The 14,937-nt window shown below is 60.2% G+C and carries 12 protein-coding genes; 11 read left to right on the top strand and 1 reads right to left on the bottom strand.

Features of this window, described 5'->3' with window-relative positions; genetic code table 11:
* Nucleotides 1-7 precede the first annotated feature (7 nt).
* The 8 genes from APH34_RS04155 (at nt 8) to APH34_RS04120 (ending at nt 11,507) form a co-directional block, all read left to right on the top strand.
* On the top strand, nt 8-712 hold the full coding sequence (locus APH34_RS04155) for a succinate dehydrogenase iron-sulfur subunit (protein ID WP_012315348.1): 705 nt from the start codon (nt 8-10) through the stop codon (nt 710-712).
* 246 nt (nt 713-958) lie between these two features.
* On the top strand, nt 959-3,790 hold the full coding sequence (locus tag APH34_RS04150) for a 2-oxoglutarate dehydrogenase E1 component (RefSeq protein ID WP_054899918.1): 2,832 nt from the start codon (nt 959-961) through the stop codon (nt 3,788-3,790).
* Between the two features lie 42 nt (nt 3,791-3,832).
* The gene (odhB, locus tag APH34_RS04145; protein ID WP_054899917.1) at nt 3,833-5,056 is read left to right on the top strand and encodes a 2-oxoglutarate dehydrogenase complex dihydrolipoyllysine-residue succinyltransferase; all 1,224 of its coding nucleotides are present in this window, start codon (nt 3,833-3,835) and stop codon (nt 5,054-5,056) included.
* A gap of 95 nt (nt 5,057-5,151) precedes the next feature.
* Nucleotides 5,152-6,588, top strand: coding sequence for a dihydrolipoyl dehydrogenase (gene lpdA / locus APH34_RS04140; RefSeq protein ID WP_054899916.1), 1,437 nt, complete (start codon nt 5,152-5,154; stop codon nt 6,586-6,588).
* 171 nt (nt 6,589-6,759) lie between these two features.
* Complete coding sequence (sucC, locus tag APH34_RS04135; protein WP_011534748.1) at nt 6,760-7,926, top strand: ADP-forming succinate--CoA ligase subunit beta; 1,167 nt, start codon at nt 6,760-6,762, stop codon at nt 7,924-7,926.
* Nucleotides 7,926-8,810, top strand: coding sequence for a succinate--CoA ligase subunit alpha (sucD, locus tag APH34_RS04130; protein WP_004376004.1), 885 nt, complete (start codon nt 7,926-7,928; stop codon nt 8,808-8,810). The genes sucC and sucD overlap by 1 nt, the downstream gene beginning before the upstream one ends.
* A gap of 382 nt (nt 8,811-9,192) precedes the next feature.
* Nucleotides 9,193-10,506, top strand: a complete 1,314-nt coding sequence (gene brnQ / locus APH34_RS04125) for a branched-chain amino acid transport system II carrier protein (RefSeq protein WP_054899915.1) — start codon at nt 9,193-9,195, stop codon at nt 10,504-10,506.
* 254 nt (nt 10,507-10,760) lie between these two features.
* Nucleotides 10,761-11,507 carry a DUF599 domain-containing protein gene (locus APH34_RS04120; RefSeq protein WP_054899914.1) on the top strand — a complete coding sequence of 249 codons (747 nt, stop codon included), beginning with the start codon at nt 10,761-10,763 and terminating at the stop codon, nt 11,505-11,507.
* Between the two features lie 66 nt (nt 11,508-11,573).
* On the opposite strand, the gene APH34_RS04115 is transcribed toward APH34_RS04120, so the two are convergent.
* Nucleotides 11,574-11,849: a hypothetical protein gene (locus APH34_RS04115; protein WP_016393105.1), complete on the bottom strand. Its 276-nt coding sequence runs from the start codon at nt 11,847-11,849 to the stop codon at nt 11,574-11,576.
* A 154-nt stretch (nt 11,850-12,003) separates the two neighbouring features.
* Here APH34_RS04115 and APH34_RS04110 point away from each other — a divergent pair, with 154 nt between their 5' ends.
* The 3 genes from APH34_RS04110 to htpG all read left to right on the top strand — a co-directional run bounded on the left by APH34_RS04110 (nt 12,004) and on the right by htpG (nt 14,934).
* Complete coding sequence (locus APH34_RS04110; protein ID WP_054899913.1) at nt 12,004-12,480, top strand: PaaI family thioesterase; 477 nt, start codon at nt 12,004-12,006, stop codon at nt 12,478-12,480.
* Nucleotides 12,477-12,959, top strand: coding sequence for a PaaI family thioesterase (locus tag APH34_RS04105; RefSeq protein ID WP_054899912.1), 483 nt, complete (start codon nt 12,477-12,479; stop codon nt 12,957-12,959). The genes APH34_RS04110 and APH34_RS04105 overlap by 4 nt, the downstream gene beginning before the upstream one ends.
* 70 nt (nt 12,960-13,029) lie before the next feature.
* Nucleotides 13,030-14,934: a molecular chaperone HtpG gene (gene htpG, locus APH34_RS04100; protein WP_054899911.1), complete on the top strand. Its 1,905-nt coding sequence runs from the start codon at nt 13,030-13,032 to the stop codon at nt 14,932-14,934.
* Nucleotides 14,935-14,937 lie beyond the last annotated feature (3 nt).

The following is a 14,937-nucleotide window of genomic DNA, read 5'->3' as shown; positions in this document are numbered from 1 at the left end:
GGCTGCTATGTTGAAAGTCGAAGTTTATCGTTACAACCCGGACACCGACTCGGCGCCCAAGATGGAGTCGTTCGACGTCGATACCGGCGGCAAAGACCTGATGGTGCTGGACGTGCTGGCGCTGATCAAGGAGAAGGACGAGGGCTTCTCGTACCGTCGCTCCTGCCGTGAAGGCGTTTGCGGCTCCGATGGCATGAACATGAACGGCAAGAACGGCCTGGCCTGCATCACCCCGCTGTCGGGCGTGGTCAAGGGCAACAAGCTGGTGCTGCGCCCGCTGCCGGGCCTGCCAGTCATTCGTGACCTGGTCGTCGACATGAGCATCTTCTACAAGCAGTACGAGAAGGTGAAGCCATTCCTGCAGAACGATACGCCGGCTCCGGCCATCGAACGTCTGCAGTCGCCGGAAGACCGCGACAAGCTGGACGGCCTGTACGAGTGCATCCTGTGCGCTTGCTGCTCGACTTCCTGCCCGTCGTTCTGGTGGAACCCGGACAAGTTCCTGGGCCCCGCCGCCCTGCTGCAGGCCTACCGCTTCCTGGCCGACAGCCGTGACACCAAGACCCAGGAGCGCCTGGCGTCCCTGGATGACCCGTTCAGCGTGTTCCGCTGCCGCGGGATCATGAACTGCGTCAACGTTTGCCCGAAGGGTCTGAACCCTACCAAGGCAATCGGCCACGTACGTAACATGCTGCTGCAAAGCGGCACCTGATTCAAAGCGTTGTAACTGCAGTAAGCCGAGGTGCGGGTGGTGAGCCCGCACTGAGGTAAAACCTGAGCAAGGGCCCACAAAGCTCGCGCTCGATACCTATGAAGATATGAGACCAGCAGGGGCTTTCCGGGCTGGTACCCGGAAAATCAGCAAGATCCAAGTGGCGTGGTTCAGTCGCTGTGTTCGGACTTTTCCAGGTTTGCTGTGGCTCTCGCCGATCAGTCCCCTAACCGAGGGTGACCAAGCATGCAAGAAAGCGTGATGCAGCGCATGTGGGAAAGCGCCCACCTTTCAGGTGGTAACGCTGCATATGTGGAAGAGCTCTACGAGCTCTACCTGCACGACCCTAACGCTGTGCCAGAAGAGTGGCGCACTTACTTCCAGAAGTTGCCTGCTGATGGCAGCACCGCTACTGATGTATCGCACTCGACAATCCGCGACCATTTCGTACTGCTGGCAAAGAACCAGCGCCGCGCCCAACCGGTATCCGCCGGGAGCGTGAGCAGTGAACACGAGAAGAAGCAGGTTGAAGTTCTGCGACTGATCCAGGCCTATCGTATGCGCGGCCATCAGGCTGCCAAGCTCGACCCGTTGGGGTTGTGGCAGCGCCCTGCGCCCGTAGACCTGTCGATCAATCACTACGGCTTGACCAATGCCGATCTTGATACGACCTTCCGTGCCGGCGACCTGTTCATCGGCAAAGAGGAAGCGAGCCTACGCGAGATCTTCGAGGCGCTCCAGAAGACATATTGTCGCACCATTGGCGCCGAGTTCACCCATATCGTCGATTCCGAGCAGCGCAGCTGGTTCCAGCAGCGCCTGGAAAGCGTGCGCGGCCGCCCGGAATTCTCCGCCGACGTGCAGGCCCACCTGCTCGAGCGCGTGACGGCTGGTGAAGGCCTTGAAAAGTACCTGGGCACCAAGTACCCGGGCACCAAGCGCTTCGGTCTGGAGGGTGGCGAAAGCCTGATCCCGATGCTGGACGAAATGATCCAGCGCTCCGGCTCTTACGGCACCAAGGAAGTCGTGATCGGCATGGCCCACCGAGGTCGTCTGAACGTGCTGGTCAACACCTTCGGCAAGAACCCGCGCGAGCTGTTCGACGAGTTCGAAGGCAAGAAGATGAACGAGCTGGGCTCCGGTGACGTGAAGTATCACCAGGGCTTCTCCTCGAACGTGATGACCGCTGGTGGCGAAGTTCACCTGGCCATGGCGTTCAACCCGTCCCACCTGGAAATCGTCTCGCCGGTGGTGGAAGGTTCGGTGCGCGCCCGTCAGGACCGTCGCAACGATACCGTTGGTGACAAGGTGCTGCCGATCTCGATCCACGGTGACGCTGCGTTCGCCGGCCAGGGCGTGGTCATGGAAACCTTCCAGATGTCGCAGACCCGCGGTTTCAAGACCGGCGGTACCGTGCACATCGTGATCAACAACCAGGTTGGTTTCACCATCAGCAACCCGCTGGACTCGCGTTCCACCGAGTACGCCACCGACGTCGCCAAGATGATCCAGGCGCCGATCCTGCACGTGAACGGTGACGACCCGGAAGCAGTGCTGTTCGTGACCCAGCTGGCCATCGATTACCGCATGCAGTTCAAGCGTGACGTGGTCATCGACCTGGTCTGCTACCGCCGCCGCGGCCACAACGAGGCCGACGAGCCGAACGGTACGCAGCCGCTGATGTATCAACAGATCAGCAAGCAGCGCACCACCCGTGAACTGTATGCCGAGGCCCTGATTCAAGCGGGTCGTATCGACGCCGAGCGTGCTCAGGCCAAGATCGACGAATACCGCAATGCCCTGGACAACGGCCTGCACGTGGTCAAGAGCCTGGTCAAGGAGCCGAACCGCGAGCTGTTCGTCGACTGGCGTCCGTACCTGGGTCACGCCTGGACCGCGCGTCACGACACCCGCTTCGACCTCAAGACCCTTCAGGAGCTGTCGGCCAAGTTGCTCGAGTTGCCGGAAGGCTTCGTCGTCCAGCGTCAGGTGTCGAAGATCTACGAAGACCGCCAGAAGATGCAGGCCGGTGGCTTGCCGATCAACTGGGGTTATGCAGAGACCATGGCGTACGCCACGCTGCAGTTCGAAGGTCACCCGATCCGCATGACCGGCCAGGACATCGGCCGTGGCACCTTCTCGCACCGCCACGCGGTGCTGCACAACCAGAAGGACGCCAGCACCTACGTGCCGCTGCAGAACCTGTTCCCGGGCCAGCCGAAGTTCGAGCTGTACGACTCCTTCCTGTCGGAAGAAGCCGTGCTGGCCTTCGAATACGGTTACTCGACCACCACGCCGAACGCGTTGGTGATCTGGGAAGCCCAGTTCGGCGACTTCGCCAACGGCGCGCAAGTGGTGATCGACCAGTTCATTACCAGTGGCGAGCACAAGTGGGGCCGTCTGTGCGGCCTGACCATGCTGCTGCCGCACGGCTATGAAGGCCAGGGTCCGGAGCACTCCTCCGCACGTCTGGAGCGTTACCTGCAGCTGTGCGCCGAGCACAACATCCAGGTGTGCGTACCGACCACTCCGGCACAGATCTACCACCTGCTGCGTCGCCAGGTCATCCGTCCGCTGCGCAAGCCGCTGATCGTCCTGACGCCGAAGTCGCTGCTGCGCCACAAGCTGGCCATCTCGACCCTGGAAGACCTGGCAGAAGGCTCGTTCCAGACCGTGATCCCGGAAATCGATACCCTCGATCCGGCCAAGGTCGAGCGCCTGGTACTGTGCGGTGGCAAGGTGTACTACGACCTGCTGGAAAAACGCCGTGCCGAAGGCCGCGAAGACATCGCCATCGTGCGTATCGAGCAGCTGTATCCGTTCCCTGAGGACGACCTGGTCGAGATTCTGGCGCCGTACACCAACCTCAAGCATGCGGTGTGGTGCCAGGAAGAACCCATGAACCAGGGCGCCTGGTACAGCAGCCAGCACCACATGCGCCGTATCCTGGGCCGCCACAACAAGGCGCTGACCCTGGAATACGCCGGCCGCGACGCATCGGCCGCGCCAGCTTGTGGTTACGCATCGAAGCACGCCGAACAGCAGGAAAAACTGCTGCAAGACGCCTTCACTGTCTAACGCCTTCGCGCACCTGAAACCGAATTTAAGGAAATACTGATAATGGCTATCGAGATCAAAGCCCCAACCTTCCCGGAATCGGTCGCCGACGGCACCGTTGCCACCTGGCACAAGAAGCCGGGCGAAGCCGTCAAGCGTGACGAACTGATCGTCGACATCGAGACCGACAAGGTCGTCCTGGAAGTTCTGGCCACCGCTGATGGCGTGCTGGGTGACATCGTCAAGGGCGAGGGCGAAACTGTCCTGTCCGACGAAGTGCTGGGTTCGATCGTTGAAGGTGGCGCTGCCGCTGCTGCGCCAGCCGCTGCACCGGCCGCTTCGGCTGCCGCGCCGGCCGCTGCTGCTGCCGATGCTGGTGAAGACGACCCGGTCGCCGCTCCAGCCGCGCGCAAGCTGGCTGAAGAGAACGGCATCGACCTGGCTTCGGTTGCCGGCACGGGCAAAGGTGGCCGCGTGACCAAGGAAGACGTGGTCGCGGCAGTCGCCAACAAGAAAGCCGCTCCGGCACCGGCTGCCAAGCCTGCCGCTGCAGCTGCCGCTCCGGTTGTGGTTGCCGCTGGCGACCGTACCGAGAAGCGCGTGCCGATGACCCGCCTGCGTGCCAAGATCGCCGAGCGTCTGGTCGAAGCGCAGTCCAACATGGCCATGCTGACCACCTTCAACGAAGTCGACATGACCGAAGTCATGGCCCTGCGTTCGAAGTACAAGGACCTGTTCGAGAAGACCCACAACGGCGTGCGCCTGGGCTTCATGTCGTTCTTCGTCAAGGCAGCCACCGAAGCGCTGAAGCGTTTCCCGGCAGTCAACGCCTCGATCGACGGCAACGACATCGTCTACCACGGTTACGCCGACGTGGGTGTTGCCGTGTCCAGCGACCGCGGCCTGGTCGTACCGGTACTGCGTAACGCCGAGTCGATGAGCCTGGCAGAAATCGAGAACGGCATCGCCACCTTCGGCAAGAAGGCCCGTGACGGCAAGCTGGCCATCGAAGAGATGACTGGCGGTACCTTCACCATCACCAACGGTGGTACCTTCGGTTCGATGATGTCGACTCCGATCGTCAACCCGCCGCAGGCTGCCATTCTCGGCATGCACAACATCATCCAGCGCCCGATGGCCATCAATGGCCAAGTGGTAATCCGCCCGATGATGTACCTGGCGCTGTCGTACGATCACCGCCTGATCGACGGTAAGGAAGCGGTAACCTTCCTGGTCACCATCAAGAACCTGTTGGAAGATCCGTCTCGCCTGCTGCTGGACATCTAATCGAACAGCCACAAGTTGCAAGCTGCAAGCTTCAAGTAGAAGCGTGTAGGCTTGCAGCTTTTGGCGTGTAGCTTGTTGCTGATAAGGAATCTTTTATGACCCAGAAATTCGACGTAGTGGTGATTGGTGCAGGTCCTGGCGGCTATGTAGCTGCCATCAAGGCCGCACAACTTGGTCTGAAGACTGCCTGTATCGAGAAATACACCGACGCTGAGGGCAAGCTGGCCCTGGGCGGCACCTGCCTGAACGTAGGCTGCATTCCATCCAAGGCGCTGCTGGACAGCTCCTGGAAGTACAAGGAAGCCAAAGAGAGCTTCAACGTCCACGGCATCTCCACCGGTGAAGTGAAGATGGACGTCGCCGCGATGGTTGGCCGCAAGGCTGGCATCGTCAAGAACCTGACGGGTGGCGTCGCCACCCTGTTCAAGGCCAACGGCGTGACTTCGATTCAGGGCCACGGCAAGTTGCTGGCTGGCAAAAAGGTCGAAGTCACCAAGGCTGACGGCACCACCGAAGTGATCGAAGCGGAAAACGTGATCCTGGCTTCCGGTTCGCGTCCCATCGACATTCCGCCGGCTCCGGTCGACCAGAACGTCATCGTCGACTCCACCGGCGCCCTGGAATTCCAGTCGGTACCCAAGCGCCTGGGCGTCATCGGCGCTGGCGTCATCGGCCTGGAACTGGGCTCGGTCTGGGCTCGCCTGGGTGCTGAAGTCACCGTGCTGGAAGCCCTGGACACCTTCCTGATGGCCGCCGATGCTGCGGTCTCCAAAGAAGCCCAGAAAACCCTGACCAAGCAGGGCCTGGACATCAAGCTGGGCGCCCGCGTGACCGGTTCCAAGGTCAACGGCGACGAAGTCGAAGTGACCTACACCGACGCCAACGGCGAGCAGAAGATTACCTTCGACAAACTGATCGTCGCGGTCGGCCGTCGTCCGGTAACCACCGACCTGCTGGCTTCCGACAGCGGCGTGAACATCGACGAGCGTGGCTACATCTTCGTCGACGATCACTGCGCCACCAGCGTGCCGGGCGTATTCGCCATCGGTGACGTGGTGCGTGGCATGATGCTGGCGCACAAGGCCTCGGAAGAGGGCATCATGGTGGTCGAGCGCATCAAGGGCCACAAAGCCCAGATGAACTACGACCTGATCCCTTCGGTCATCTACACCCACCCGGAAATCGCCTGGGTTGGCAAGACTGAACAAGCCTTGAAGGCCGAGGGTGTTGAGGTTAACGTAGGCACCTTCCCGTTCGCGGCCAGCGGCCGTGCGATGGCAGCCAACGATACCGGTGGTTTTGTCAAGGTCATCGCTGATGCCAAGACCGACCGCGTACTGGGTGTACACGTGATTGGCCCATCGGCTGCCGAACTGGTACAGCAGGGCGCAATCGCAATGGAATTCGGCACCAGTGCCGAGGATCTGGGCATGATGGTCTTCAGCCATCCGACCCTGTCCGAAGCGTTGCATGAAGCAGCGCTGGCAGTGAATGGCGGCGCCATTCACGTGGCCAACCGTAAGAAGCGTTAATTATAAGAAACCACGGCGGGCTGCCCGTCGTGAGTCTTGCGTGCATGACTCACCGCGGAACGTCCGCCGGACCGACCACATGGGAAAACCCGGGGTTAACGGTCACAGGTGGTGCGGCGCCAGCAATGGCGCAGCGCCGAAGCGCAGTACCTAACGAAGACGGTAAAAAGCATGAATCTTCACGAGTATCAGGGTAAGCAGCTGTTCGCTGAGTACGGCCTGCCAGTTTCCAAGGGTTTCGCGGTCGATACCCCTGAGCAAGCTGCAGAAGCCTGCGACAAGATTGGCGGTTCCGAGTGGGTTGTCAAAGCCCAGGTTCACGCCGGTGGTCGCGGTAAAGCGGGCGGCGTCAAGCTGGTTCGCAGCAAGGAAGACGCCAAGGCGTTCGCTGCACAGTGGTTGGGCAAAAATCTGGTTACCTACCAGACCGATGCCAACGGTCAACCCGTCTCCAAGATTCTGGTCGAATCCTGCACTGACATCGCCAAAGAGCTGTACCTGGGCGCTGTAGTGGATCGTTCGAGCCGCCGTATCGTGTTCATGGCCTCCACCGAAGGTGGCGTGGACATCGAGAAAGTTGCGCACGAAACGCCTGAGAAGATCCTCAAGGCTACTATCGACCCGCTGGTCGGCGCTCAGCCGTTCCAGGGTCGTGAACTGGCGTTCCAGCTGGGCCTGGAAGGCAAGCAAGTTCAACAGTTCGCCAAGATTTTCGTTGGTCTGGCCAAGCTGTTCAAGGATCACGATCTGGCCCTGCTGGAAGTGAACCCGCTGGTCATCAAGGCCGACGGCGACCTGCACTGCCTCGATGCCAAGATCAACATCGACGCTAACGCCATGTACCGTCAGCCAAAGCTGAAAACCTTCCACGACCCGTCCCAGGACGACGCCCGTGAAGCCCACGCTGCCAAGTTCGAACTGAACTACGTTGCCCTCGAAGGCAACATCGGCTGCATGGTCAACGGTGCTGGTCTGGCCATGGGTACCATGGACATCGTCAACCTGCACGGCGGCAAGCCAGCCAACTTCCTCGACGTGGGTGGCGGCGCTACCAAAGAGCGCGTTACCGAAGCGTTCAAGATCATTCTGTCCGACAGCAATGTCGCGGCCGTTCTGGTCAACATCTTCGGCGGCATCGTTCGTTGCGACATGATTGCCGAAGGCATCATCGGTGCAGTGAAAGAAGTCGGCGTTAAAGTTCCGGTCGTCGTTCGCCTCGAAGGCAACAACGCCGAACTGGGCGCTAAAGTACTGGCAGAAAGCGGTTTGAACATCATTGCGGCAACCAGCCTGACCGACGCTGCTCAACAAGTTGTCAAAGCTGCGGAGGGCAAGTAATGAGCGTCCTGATCAATAAAGACACCAAAGTCATCTGCCAGGGCTTCACCGGCTCGCAGGGTACTTTCCACTCCGAACAAGCCATCGCCTACGGCACCAAGATGGTCGGCGGCGTTACCCCGGGCAAGGGTGGTACCACCCACCTGGGCCTGCCGGTGTTCAACACCGTCAAGGAAGCTGTGGAAGCAACCGGCGCTGACGCTTCGGTCATTTACGTTCCAGCTCCTTTCTGCAAGGACTCGATCCTGGAAGCAGCCTTCGGCGGCATCAAGCTGATCGTCTGCATCACCGAAGGCATTCCTACCCTGGACATGCTGGATGCCAAGGTCAAGTGCGACGAACTGGGTGTTACCCTGATCGGCCCTAACTGCCCAGGTGTCATCACGCCGGGCGAGTGCAAGATCGGCATCATGCCTGGCCACATCCACCTGCCAGGCAAAGTCGGTATCGTTTCCCGTTCCGGTACCCTGACCTACGAAGCGGTCAAGCAGACCACCGACGCCGGCTTCGGCCAGTCGACCTGCGTCGGCATCGGCGGTGACCCGATCCCAGGCTCCAACTTCATCGACATCCTGAAGCTGTTCCAGGAAGACCCGAAGACCGAAGCGATCGTCATGATCGGTGAGATCGGCGGTTCGGCTGAAGAAGAAGCGGCGGCCTACATCAAGGCCAACGTCACCAAGCCTGTCGTTTCCTACATCGCCGGTGTTACTGCACCTGCGGGCAAGCGCATGGGCCACGCTGGCGCCATCATCTCCGGCGGCAAGGGTACTGCGGATGAAAAGTTCGCCGCCCTGCAGGACGCGGGTGTGAAGACCGTGCGTTCCCTGGCTGATATCGGCAAGGCCCTGGCCGAGCTGACCGGCTGGGAAGTGAAGAAGTAAGTAACACGTAGCACCCCCCACGCGCACAGAGGCCACCTTCGGGTGGCCTTTGTCGTTTATGCGTTACAGGTTGGCATCAATAGCAGAGCGTTTTCGATTGGTTTGATAGGAATTTTCACACAGACGAATGTTCTTGCCCTGGGGATAATTCCTGTTGTCCTCGGTCGCACAGACGACAAACACATACGCACATCGGACAAGCAGCCCTGTGTCAGTGCGTTTGCCGGGTAAAACGGTTAATCTACGCGTTCACTCTGTGCCCGTACCCCAAAAGGGAACGACACGCTAAACGGGTCTGGCCTATCAAGCCGGGCAGCATTTCCCCCACCCATGGGGAAATCCCTTCTCGAATCCCGATTTCAGCAGTGTGGTACTACCCTAAATGAAAGTGTTAAAAGGCCAGGATATCCTGGCGCTTGGCTTTATGACGTTTGCGCTTTTCGTCGGCGCGGGCAATATCATCTTCCCGCCTATCGTTGGCCTGCAGTCCGGCCCGCATGTATGGATGGCGGCCCTGGGCTTCCTGGTCACCGCCGTGGGCCTACCGGTCATCACCGTGGTTGCCTTGGCCAAGGTCGGCGGCGGCATGGATGCCCTGAGCAGCCCGATCGGCAAGTTCTTCGGTGGCCTGCTGGCCGCGGTGTGCTACCTGTCGGTCGGCCCGCTGTTCGCCACACCGCGTACGGCGACCGTGTCGTTCGAGGTGGGCGTAGCCCCGCTCACCGGTGAAAGTCCACTGGCCTTGTTCATCTACAGCCTGGTGTACTTCATCGTGGTGCTGGCGGTTTCCATGTATCCGGGCAAGTTGCTCGATACCGTGGGCCGTTTCCTTGCGCCGCTGAAGATCATTGCCCTGGCGGTACTGGGCATCGCTGCGTTCGCGCTGCCGGCCGGTACTATGGGTGAGGCGCAGCCAGCGTATGCTGCCGCCGCCTTCTCCAAAGGCTTCTCCGATGGTTACCTGACCATGGACACGCTGGGGGCGCTGGTCTTCGGTATCGTCATCGTCAATGCCATCCGCTCCCGTGGCGTCGAGTCGCCCAAGCTGATCACCCGCTATGCCATCATTGCCGGCCTGATTGCCGGTGTGGGCCTGGCGTTGGTGTACATCAGCCTGTTCCGCCTGGGTGCCGGCAGCCACGAAATCGCGGCGGGCGCCACCAACGGCGCGGCGGTATTGCACGCTTATGTGCAGCACACCTTCGGCTCGCTTGGCAGCGGTTTCCTTGCCGTGCTGATCGCGCTGGCCTGCTTGGTGACCGCAGTTGGCCTGACGTGTGCGTGCGCCGAGTACTTCAGCCAGATTCTGCCGCTGTCGTACCGGGCGTTGGTGGTGATCCTGGCGGGCTTCTCGCTGCTGATCTCCAACCTGGGCCTGACCAAGCTGATCATGTTCTCGATCCCGGTGCTGACCGCTATCTACCCGCCCTGCATCGTGGTGGTGGGCCTGAGCTTCGTCAAAGAACTGTGGAACTCGCCGGCGCGCATCCTCGCGCCGGTGATGCTGGTGTCGCTGGTGTTCGGCATCGTCGATGCGATCAAGGGCAGCAGCATTGCCCATGTGTTGCCGGACTTCCTGGCGCACCTGCCGCTGAGCGATCAGGGCCTTGCCTGGTTGGTGCCTTCCGTGGTCACCCTGGCGGGTGCCGTGGCGTGCGACCGCATGCTTGGCAAGCCGCGTGAATCGCTGGCCTGATGTGTCGAAGCCTCCACGCTGGTAGCGGCCACAAGCCATAAGCGCCAGCCACGGCTGTAGACCAGAAACCCCGCATTCGAAAGGATGCGGGTTTTTTTTGCTTGCACTTGGCCCATCGCTGGCAACCTGGCGCCCATCAAGGTAAGTGGGCTCGGAAGCAACAAGCATTTTGTGCCAAGCGTGTGTCTTTCCACGCGTGCGGGCGTCGAAACCCGGTCCGTATCCTTTATGCAACAGCCCTTCGGGAACCCTGCATGCACTTCATCCAAAACAACCTCCACAACGTGCTGGCTGTCTGTTGGTTCGCCCTTTGCTGGGGCGGCTACACCCGCTATGCCATTTGCAAAGGCCGCGATACTGCCTGCCTGGCCAGCGTCCTGCACCTGTACCGGGAAGACTGGATGCGCCGTATGCTGCTGCGCGATAACCGAATTGCCGATGCGAGCGTGATCGGTAACCTGGAGCGCAATGCGTCGTTCTTCGCCTCCAGTACCCTGATCATCCTCGCCGGTATCCTGACCGTGCTGGGTGCATCCGACCGTGCATTGTCGCTATTGGCGGATCTGCCTTTGGTGCAGCAGGCCTCGCAAGGGATGTCGGAAATCAAGCTGTTGTGCCTGGCGATGGTGTTTGTCTACGCGTTCTTCACCTTCAGTTGGTGCATGCGCCAGTACAACTTCGCAGCCGTATTGGTTGGCTCCGCCCCGATGATTGGCGAGCGTCTGGTCAATGAACAGGAACGCAAGGCATTTGCGTTGCGGGCGGCGAGGGTGTTGTCGCTGGCGGCCAACCAGTTCAACTTTGGGTTGCGCTCTTATTATTTCGGCATGGCCATGCTCACCTGGTTCATCAGTCCCTGGTTGTTCATGCTCGTGAGTGTCGGGGTTGTGCTGATTCTGTATCGCCGCGAGTTTCATTCCGACGTGCTGGAAGTGATGGTATTTACGCCAACGGAAAGTGCGTCAGAGATGAGCAGGGAAAACGCCAGTATGAATAACTGAAACGTTTAATCCTAAATGACAGACATAAAAAAACCCGACAGTGTCGGGTTTTTTTATGCCGCTCGATTACTGCTTGGCAGGCTCGGCTGGCGCGGTTTCTGGCGCCGGAGTCGCCGGAGCGGCTTCTTCGGCAGCCTTCTTCTCGGCTTCGGCCTGATCTTTGGCGGCTTCGGCGTTTTCCTTGGCGGCGTCGTTCATTTTATCCTGAGCTTCGCCCATCTTTTCCTGGGCTTGCTCGGCGTGTTGCTGTGCGTCCTGGGCTTTGTCTTCGCTCGCTTTATCGCAAGCAGCCAGGCCCATGGCAGCAGCCAGCATCAGAGCAAAAGCAAAAGGTTTACGCATGGGGGTATATCTCCTTGGTGGAATAAGTGACTTGTTCCTTCGAGTTCGACGGGGCGACATTAGTTCCGCTTCAGTTACAGATATATAACACCCCGTTCTATATAGACTTTTTATCGGTTTTATGCCGCTGGCCCACTGATCAGGGAACGTACCGATGACCGATACACGCTTGATGGCCATGGCCGAGCGCTTCTTGTCGGCGCTGAAACATTGCCAAGTATTGCAGATGCGCGTGGCCCATGCGGACGCCGACGGCATGACGCTGCTGTTGCCCTGGTCGCCCGCCATCGTCGGGAACCCCCAGACCGGTGCAGTACATGGCGGCGCCCTGACCACCCTGATGGATACCACCTGCGGGATGGCCACGCTCTGCGTGCTGCCGAGCTTCGAGGTGTGCCCGACCCTGGACCTGCGCATTGACTATATGCACCCTGCCGAGGCGGGCAAGGCCATCTACGGCCACGCTCAGTGCTACCGCGTGACCCGGGATGTGATCTTCACCCGCGGCACTGCTTACCAGGATGACCCCCAGCAGCCAATCTGCCAGGTCGTAGGCACCTTCATGCGCCTGGGCCAGGAGATCAAGGGCGGTATCCGATTCGGCAACAGTCTGAAGGAGGGCGGAGCATGATTGCGCCGGACGTTCGTCAACGCCTGAACGCCGCCCACGCCGTGGGCGACTACCAGCCCTTGCTGGCGTTGATCCCTTATGCCGGGCTGATCGGCATCACCTGTCAGCGCCAGGGTGACGACTTGCTGTTTTGTCTGCCAGCCAGCGCGGATAACATCGGCAACCCATTGCTGCCGGCCATTCATGGCGGGGTGATCGCCGGCTTCATGGAGCTAAGCGCAGCGCTATACCTGCTGATCTATAGCGAGAGCGCCAGCATCCCGAAGATCATCGACTTCTCCATCGATTACCTGCGTGCCGGTCTTTACCGCGATACCTATGCGCAGTGTCAGCTGTGGCGCCAGGGGAGGCGGGTGACCAACGTTGCGATCACCGCGTGGCAGGCGGATCGGCAGTCACCGATCGCCACTGCGCGCGCGCATTTCAAGATCGAACCGGAAAAGCCCTTGAAATCGTCCGGGCAGCCCCCATCTGCATGACATCCGCCATTAACGCAGGCCAAACCGGCCGCCGGGCGCCCACTGCCATCAGATCGGAGTTTTGAAGACCATGAGTGTGGAAACACAAAAGGAAACCCTGGGCTTCCAGACCGAGGTAAAGCAGCTGCTTCACCTCATGATTCATTCCTTGTACTCGAACAAGGAAATTTTCCTGCGTGAGCTGATTTCCAATGCCTCCGACGCGGCCGACAAGCTGCGTTTCGAAGCCCTGGCCAAGCCAGAGCTGTATGAGGGCGACGCCGACCTGAAGATCCGCCTGAGCTTCGACAAGGACGCCGGGACCGTTACCCTTGAGGATAACGGCATCGGCATGAGCCGCGAAGACGTGATCACCCACCTGGGCACCATCGCCAAGTCCGGCACTGCCGACTTCATGAAGAACCTCACGGGTGACCAGAAGAAAGATTCGCACCTGATCGGCCAGTTCGGCGTGGGCTTCTATTCGGCGTTCATCGTGGCCGACAAGGTCGATGTCTTCAGCCGTCGCGCCGGCCAGCCGGCCGCCGAAGGCGTGCATTGGTCGTCCAAAGGCGAGGGCGAGTTTGAAGTCGCCACGGTCGAAAAACCACAGCGCGGCACGCGCATCGTCCTGCACCTGAAGAAGGACGAGCAGGAATTCGCCGATGGCTGGCGCCTGCGCAACGTGGTCAAGAAGTACTCCGATCATATTGCCCTGCCGATCCAGTTGCCCAAGGAGCAAGCTGCCGCCGAAGGCGAAGAGCAGCCGGCTGAAGCGTGGGAAACCGTCAACCGTGCCAGCGCCCTGTGGACCCGTCCGCGTACCGAAATCAAGGACGAGGAATACCAGGAGTTCTACAAGCACATCGGCCATGACTTCGAAAACCCGCTGGCCTGGAGCCACAACAAGGTCGAAGGCAAGCTCGAATACAGCTCTTTGCTGTATGTGCCGGCCCGCGCGCCGTTCGACCTTTACCAGCGTGAAGCGCCACGCGGCCTGAAGCTGTACGTGCAGCGCGTGTTCATCATGGACCAGGCCGAGTCGTTCCTGCCGCTGTACTTGCGGTTCATCAAAGGTGTGGTCGATTCCAACGACCTGTCGCTGAACGTTTCCCGCGAAATTCTGCAGAAAGACCCGGTCATCGATTCGATGAAGACTGCCCTCACCAAGCGTGTGTTGGACATGCTTGAGAAGCTGGCGAAAAACGAGCCGGAGCAGTACAAGGGCTTCTGGAAGAATTTCGGCCAGGTGATGAAGGAAGGCCCGGCCGAAGACTTCGCCAACAAGGAGAAGATCGCCGGCCTGCTGCGCTTCGCTTCCACCCACGATGAAAGCGGCGAGCAGAGCGTATCGCTGGCTGAGTACCTGGCACGTGCCAAGGAAGGCCAGGACAAGATCTACTACCTTACCGGCGAGTCGTACGCGCAGGTCAAGAACAGCCCGCACCTGGAAGTCTTCCGCAAGAAAGGCATCGAGGTGCTGCTGCTGACCGACCGCATCGACGAGTGGCTGATGAGCTACCTCAACGAGTTCGATGGCAAGGCCTTCGTCGACGTTGCCCGTGGCGACCTGGACCTGGGCAAGCTGGACTCCGAGGAAGACAAGAAGGCCCAGGAAGAAGTCGCCAAGGACAAAGAAGGCCTGGTCGAGCGCCTGAAGGGTGCGTTGGGTGACAGCGTCGCCGAAGTGCGCGTATCGCACCGCCTGACCGACTCGCCGGCGATTCTTGCCATCGGCGAACAGGACCTGGGCCTGCAGATGCGCCAGATCCTCGAAGCCAGCGGGCAGAAGGTGCCGGAGTCCAAACCGATCTTCGAATTCAACCCGACTCACCCGCTGATCGAGAAACTGGACAACGAGCAGAGCGAAGACCGCTTCGCCGAACTGTCGCACATCCTCTTCGACCAGGCGGCCCTGGCGGCCGGCGACAGCTTGAAAGACCCGGCGGCTTATGTTCGCCGTCTGAACAAGCTGTTGGTCGAGCTGTCTGCTTGACTT

This window comes from Pseudomonas sp. NBRC 111131, assembly GCF_001320525.1.
Taxonomy (GTDB): domain Bacteria; phylum Pseudomonadota; class Gammaproteobacteria; order Pseudomonadales; family Pseudomonadaceae; genus Aquipseudomonas; species Aquipseudomonas ceruminis.
The sequence above is the reverse complement of the archived record's forward strand: the minus strand, read 5'-3'. Positions and strand labels throughout refer to the sequence as shown.

Excerpts from the sequence above, each read along its gene's own strand:
- APH34_RS04155 (WP_012315348.1), top strand. The coding sequence starts at position 8 with ATGTTGAAAGTCGAAGTTTATCGTTACAACCCGGACACCGACTCGGCG.
- APH34_RS04150 (WP_054899918.1), top strand. The coding sequence starts at position 959 with ATGCAAGAAAGCGTGATGCAGCGCATGTGGGAAAGCGCCCACCTTTCA.
- odhB (WP_054899917.1), top strand. The coding sequence starts at position 3,833 with ATGGCTATCGAGATCAAAGCCCCAACCTTCCCGGAATCGGTCGCCGAC.
- lpdA (WP_054899916.1), top strand. The coding sequence starts at position 5,152 with ATGACCCAGAAATTCGACGTAGTGGTGATTGGTGCAGGTCCTGGCGGC.
- sucC (WP_011534748.1), top strand. The coding sequence starts at position 6,760 with ATGAATCTTCACGAGTATCAGGGTAAGCAGCTGTTCGCTGAGTACGGC.
- sucD (WP_004376004.1), top strand. The coding sequence starts at position 7,926 with ATGAGCGTCCTGATCAATAAAGACACCAAAGTCATCTGCCAGGGCTTC.
- brnQ (WP_054899915.1), top strand. The coding sequence starts at position 9,193 with ATGAAAGTGTTAAAAGGCCAGGATATCCTGGCGCTTGGCTTTATGACG.
- APH34_RS04120 (WP_054899914.1), top strand. The coding sequence starts at position 10,761 with ATGCACTTCATCCAAAACAACCTCCACAACGTGCTGGCTGTCTGTTGG.
- APH34_RS04115 (WP_016393105.1), bottom strand. The coding sequence starts at position 11,849 with ATGCGTAAACCTTTTGCTTTTGCTCTGATGCTGGCTGCTGCCATGGGC.
- APH34_RS04110 (WP_054899913.1), top strand. The coding sequence starts at position 12,004 with ATGACCGATACACGCTTGATGGCCATGGCCGAGCGCTTCTTGTCGGCG.
- APH34_RS04105 (WP_054899912.1), top strand. The coding sequence starts at position 12,477 with ATGATTGCGCCGGACGTTCGTCAACGCCTGAACGCCGCCCACGCCGTG.
- htpG (WP_054899911.1), top strand. The coding sequence starts at position 13,030 with ATGAGTGTGGAAACACAAAAGGAAACCCTGGGCTTCCAGACCGAGGTA.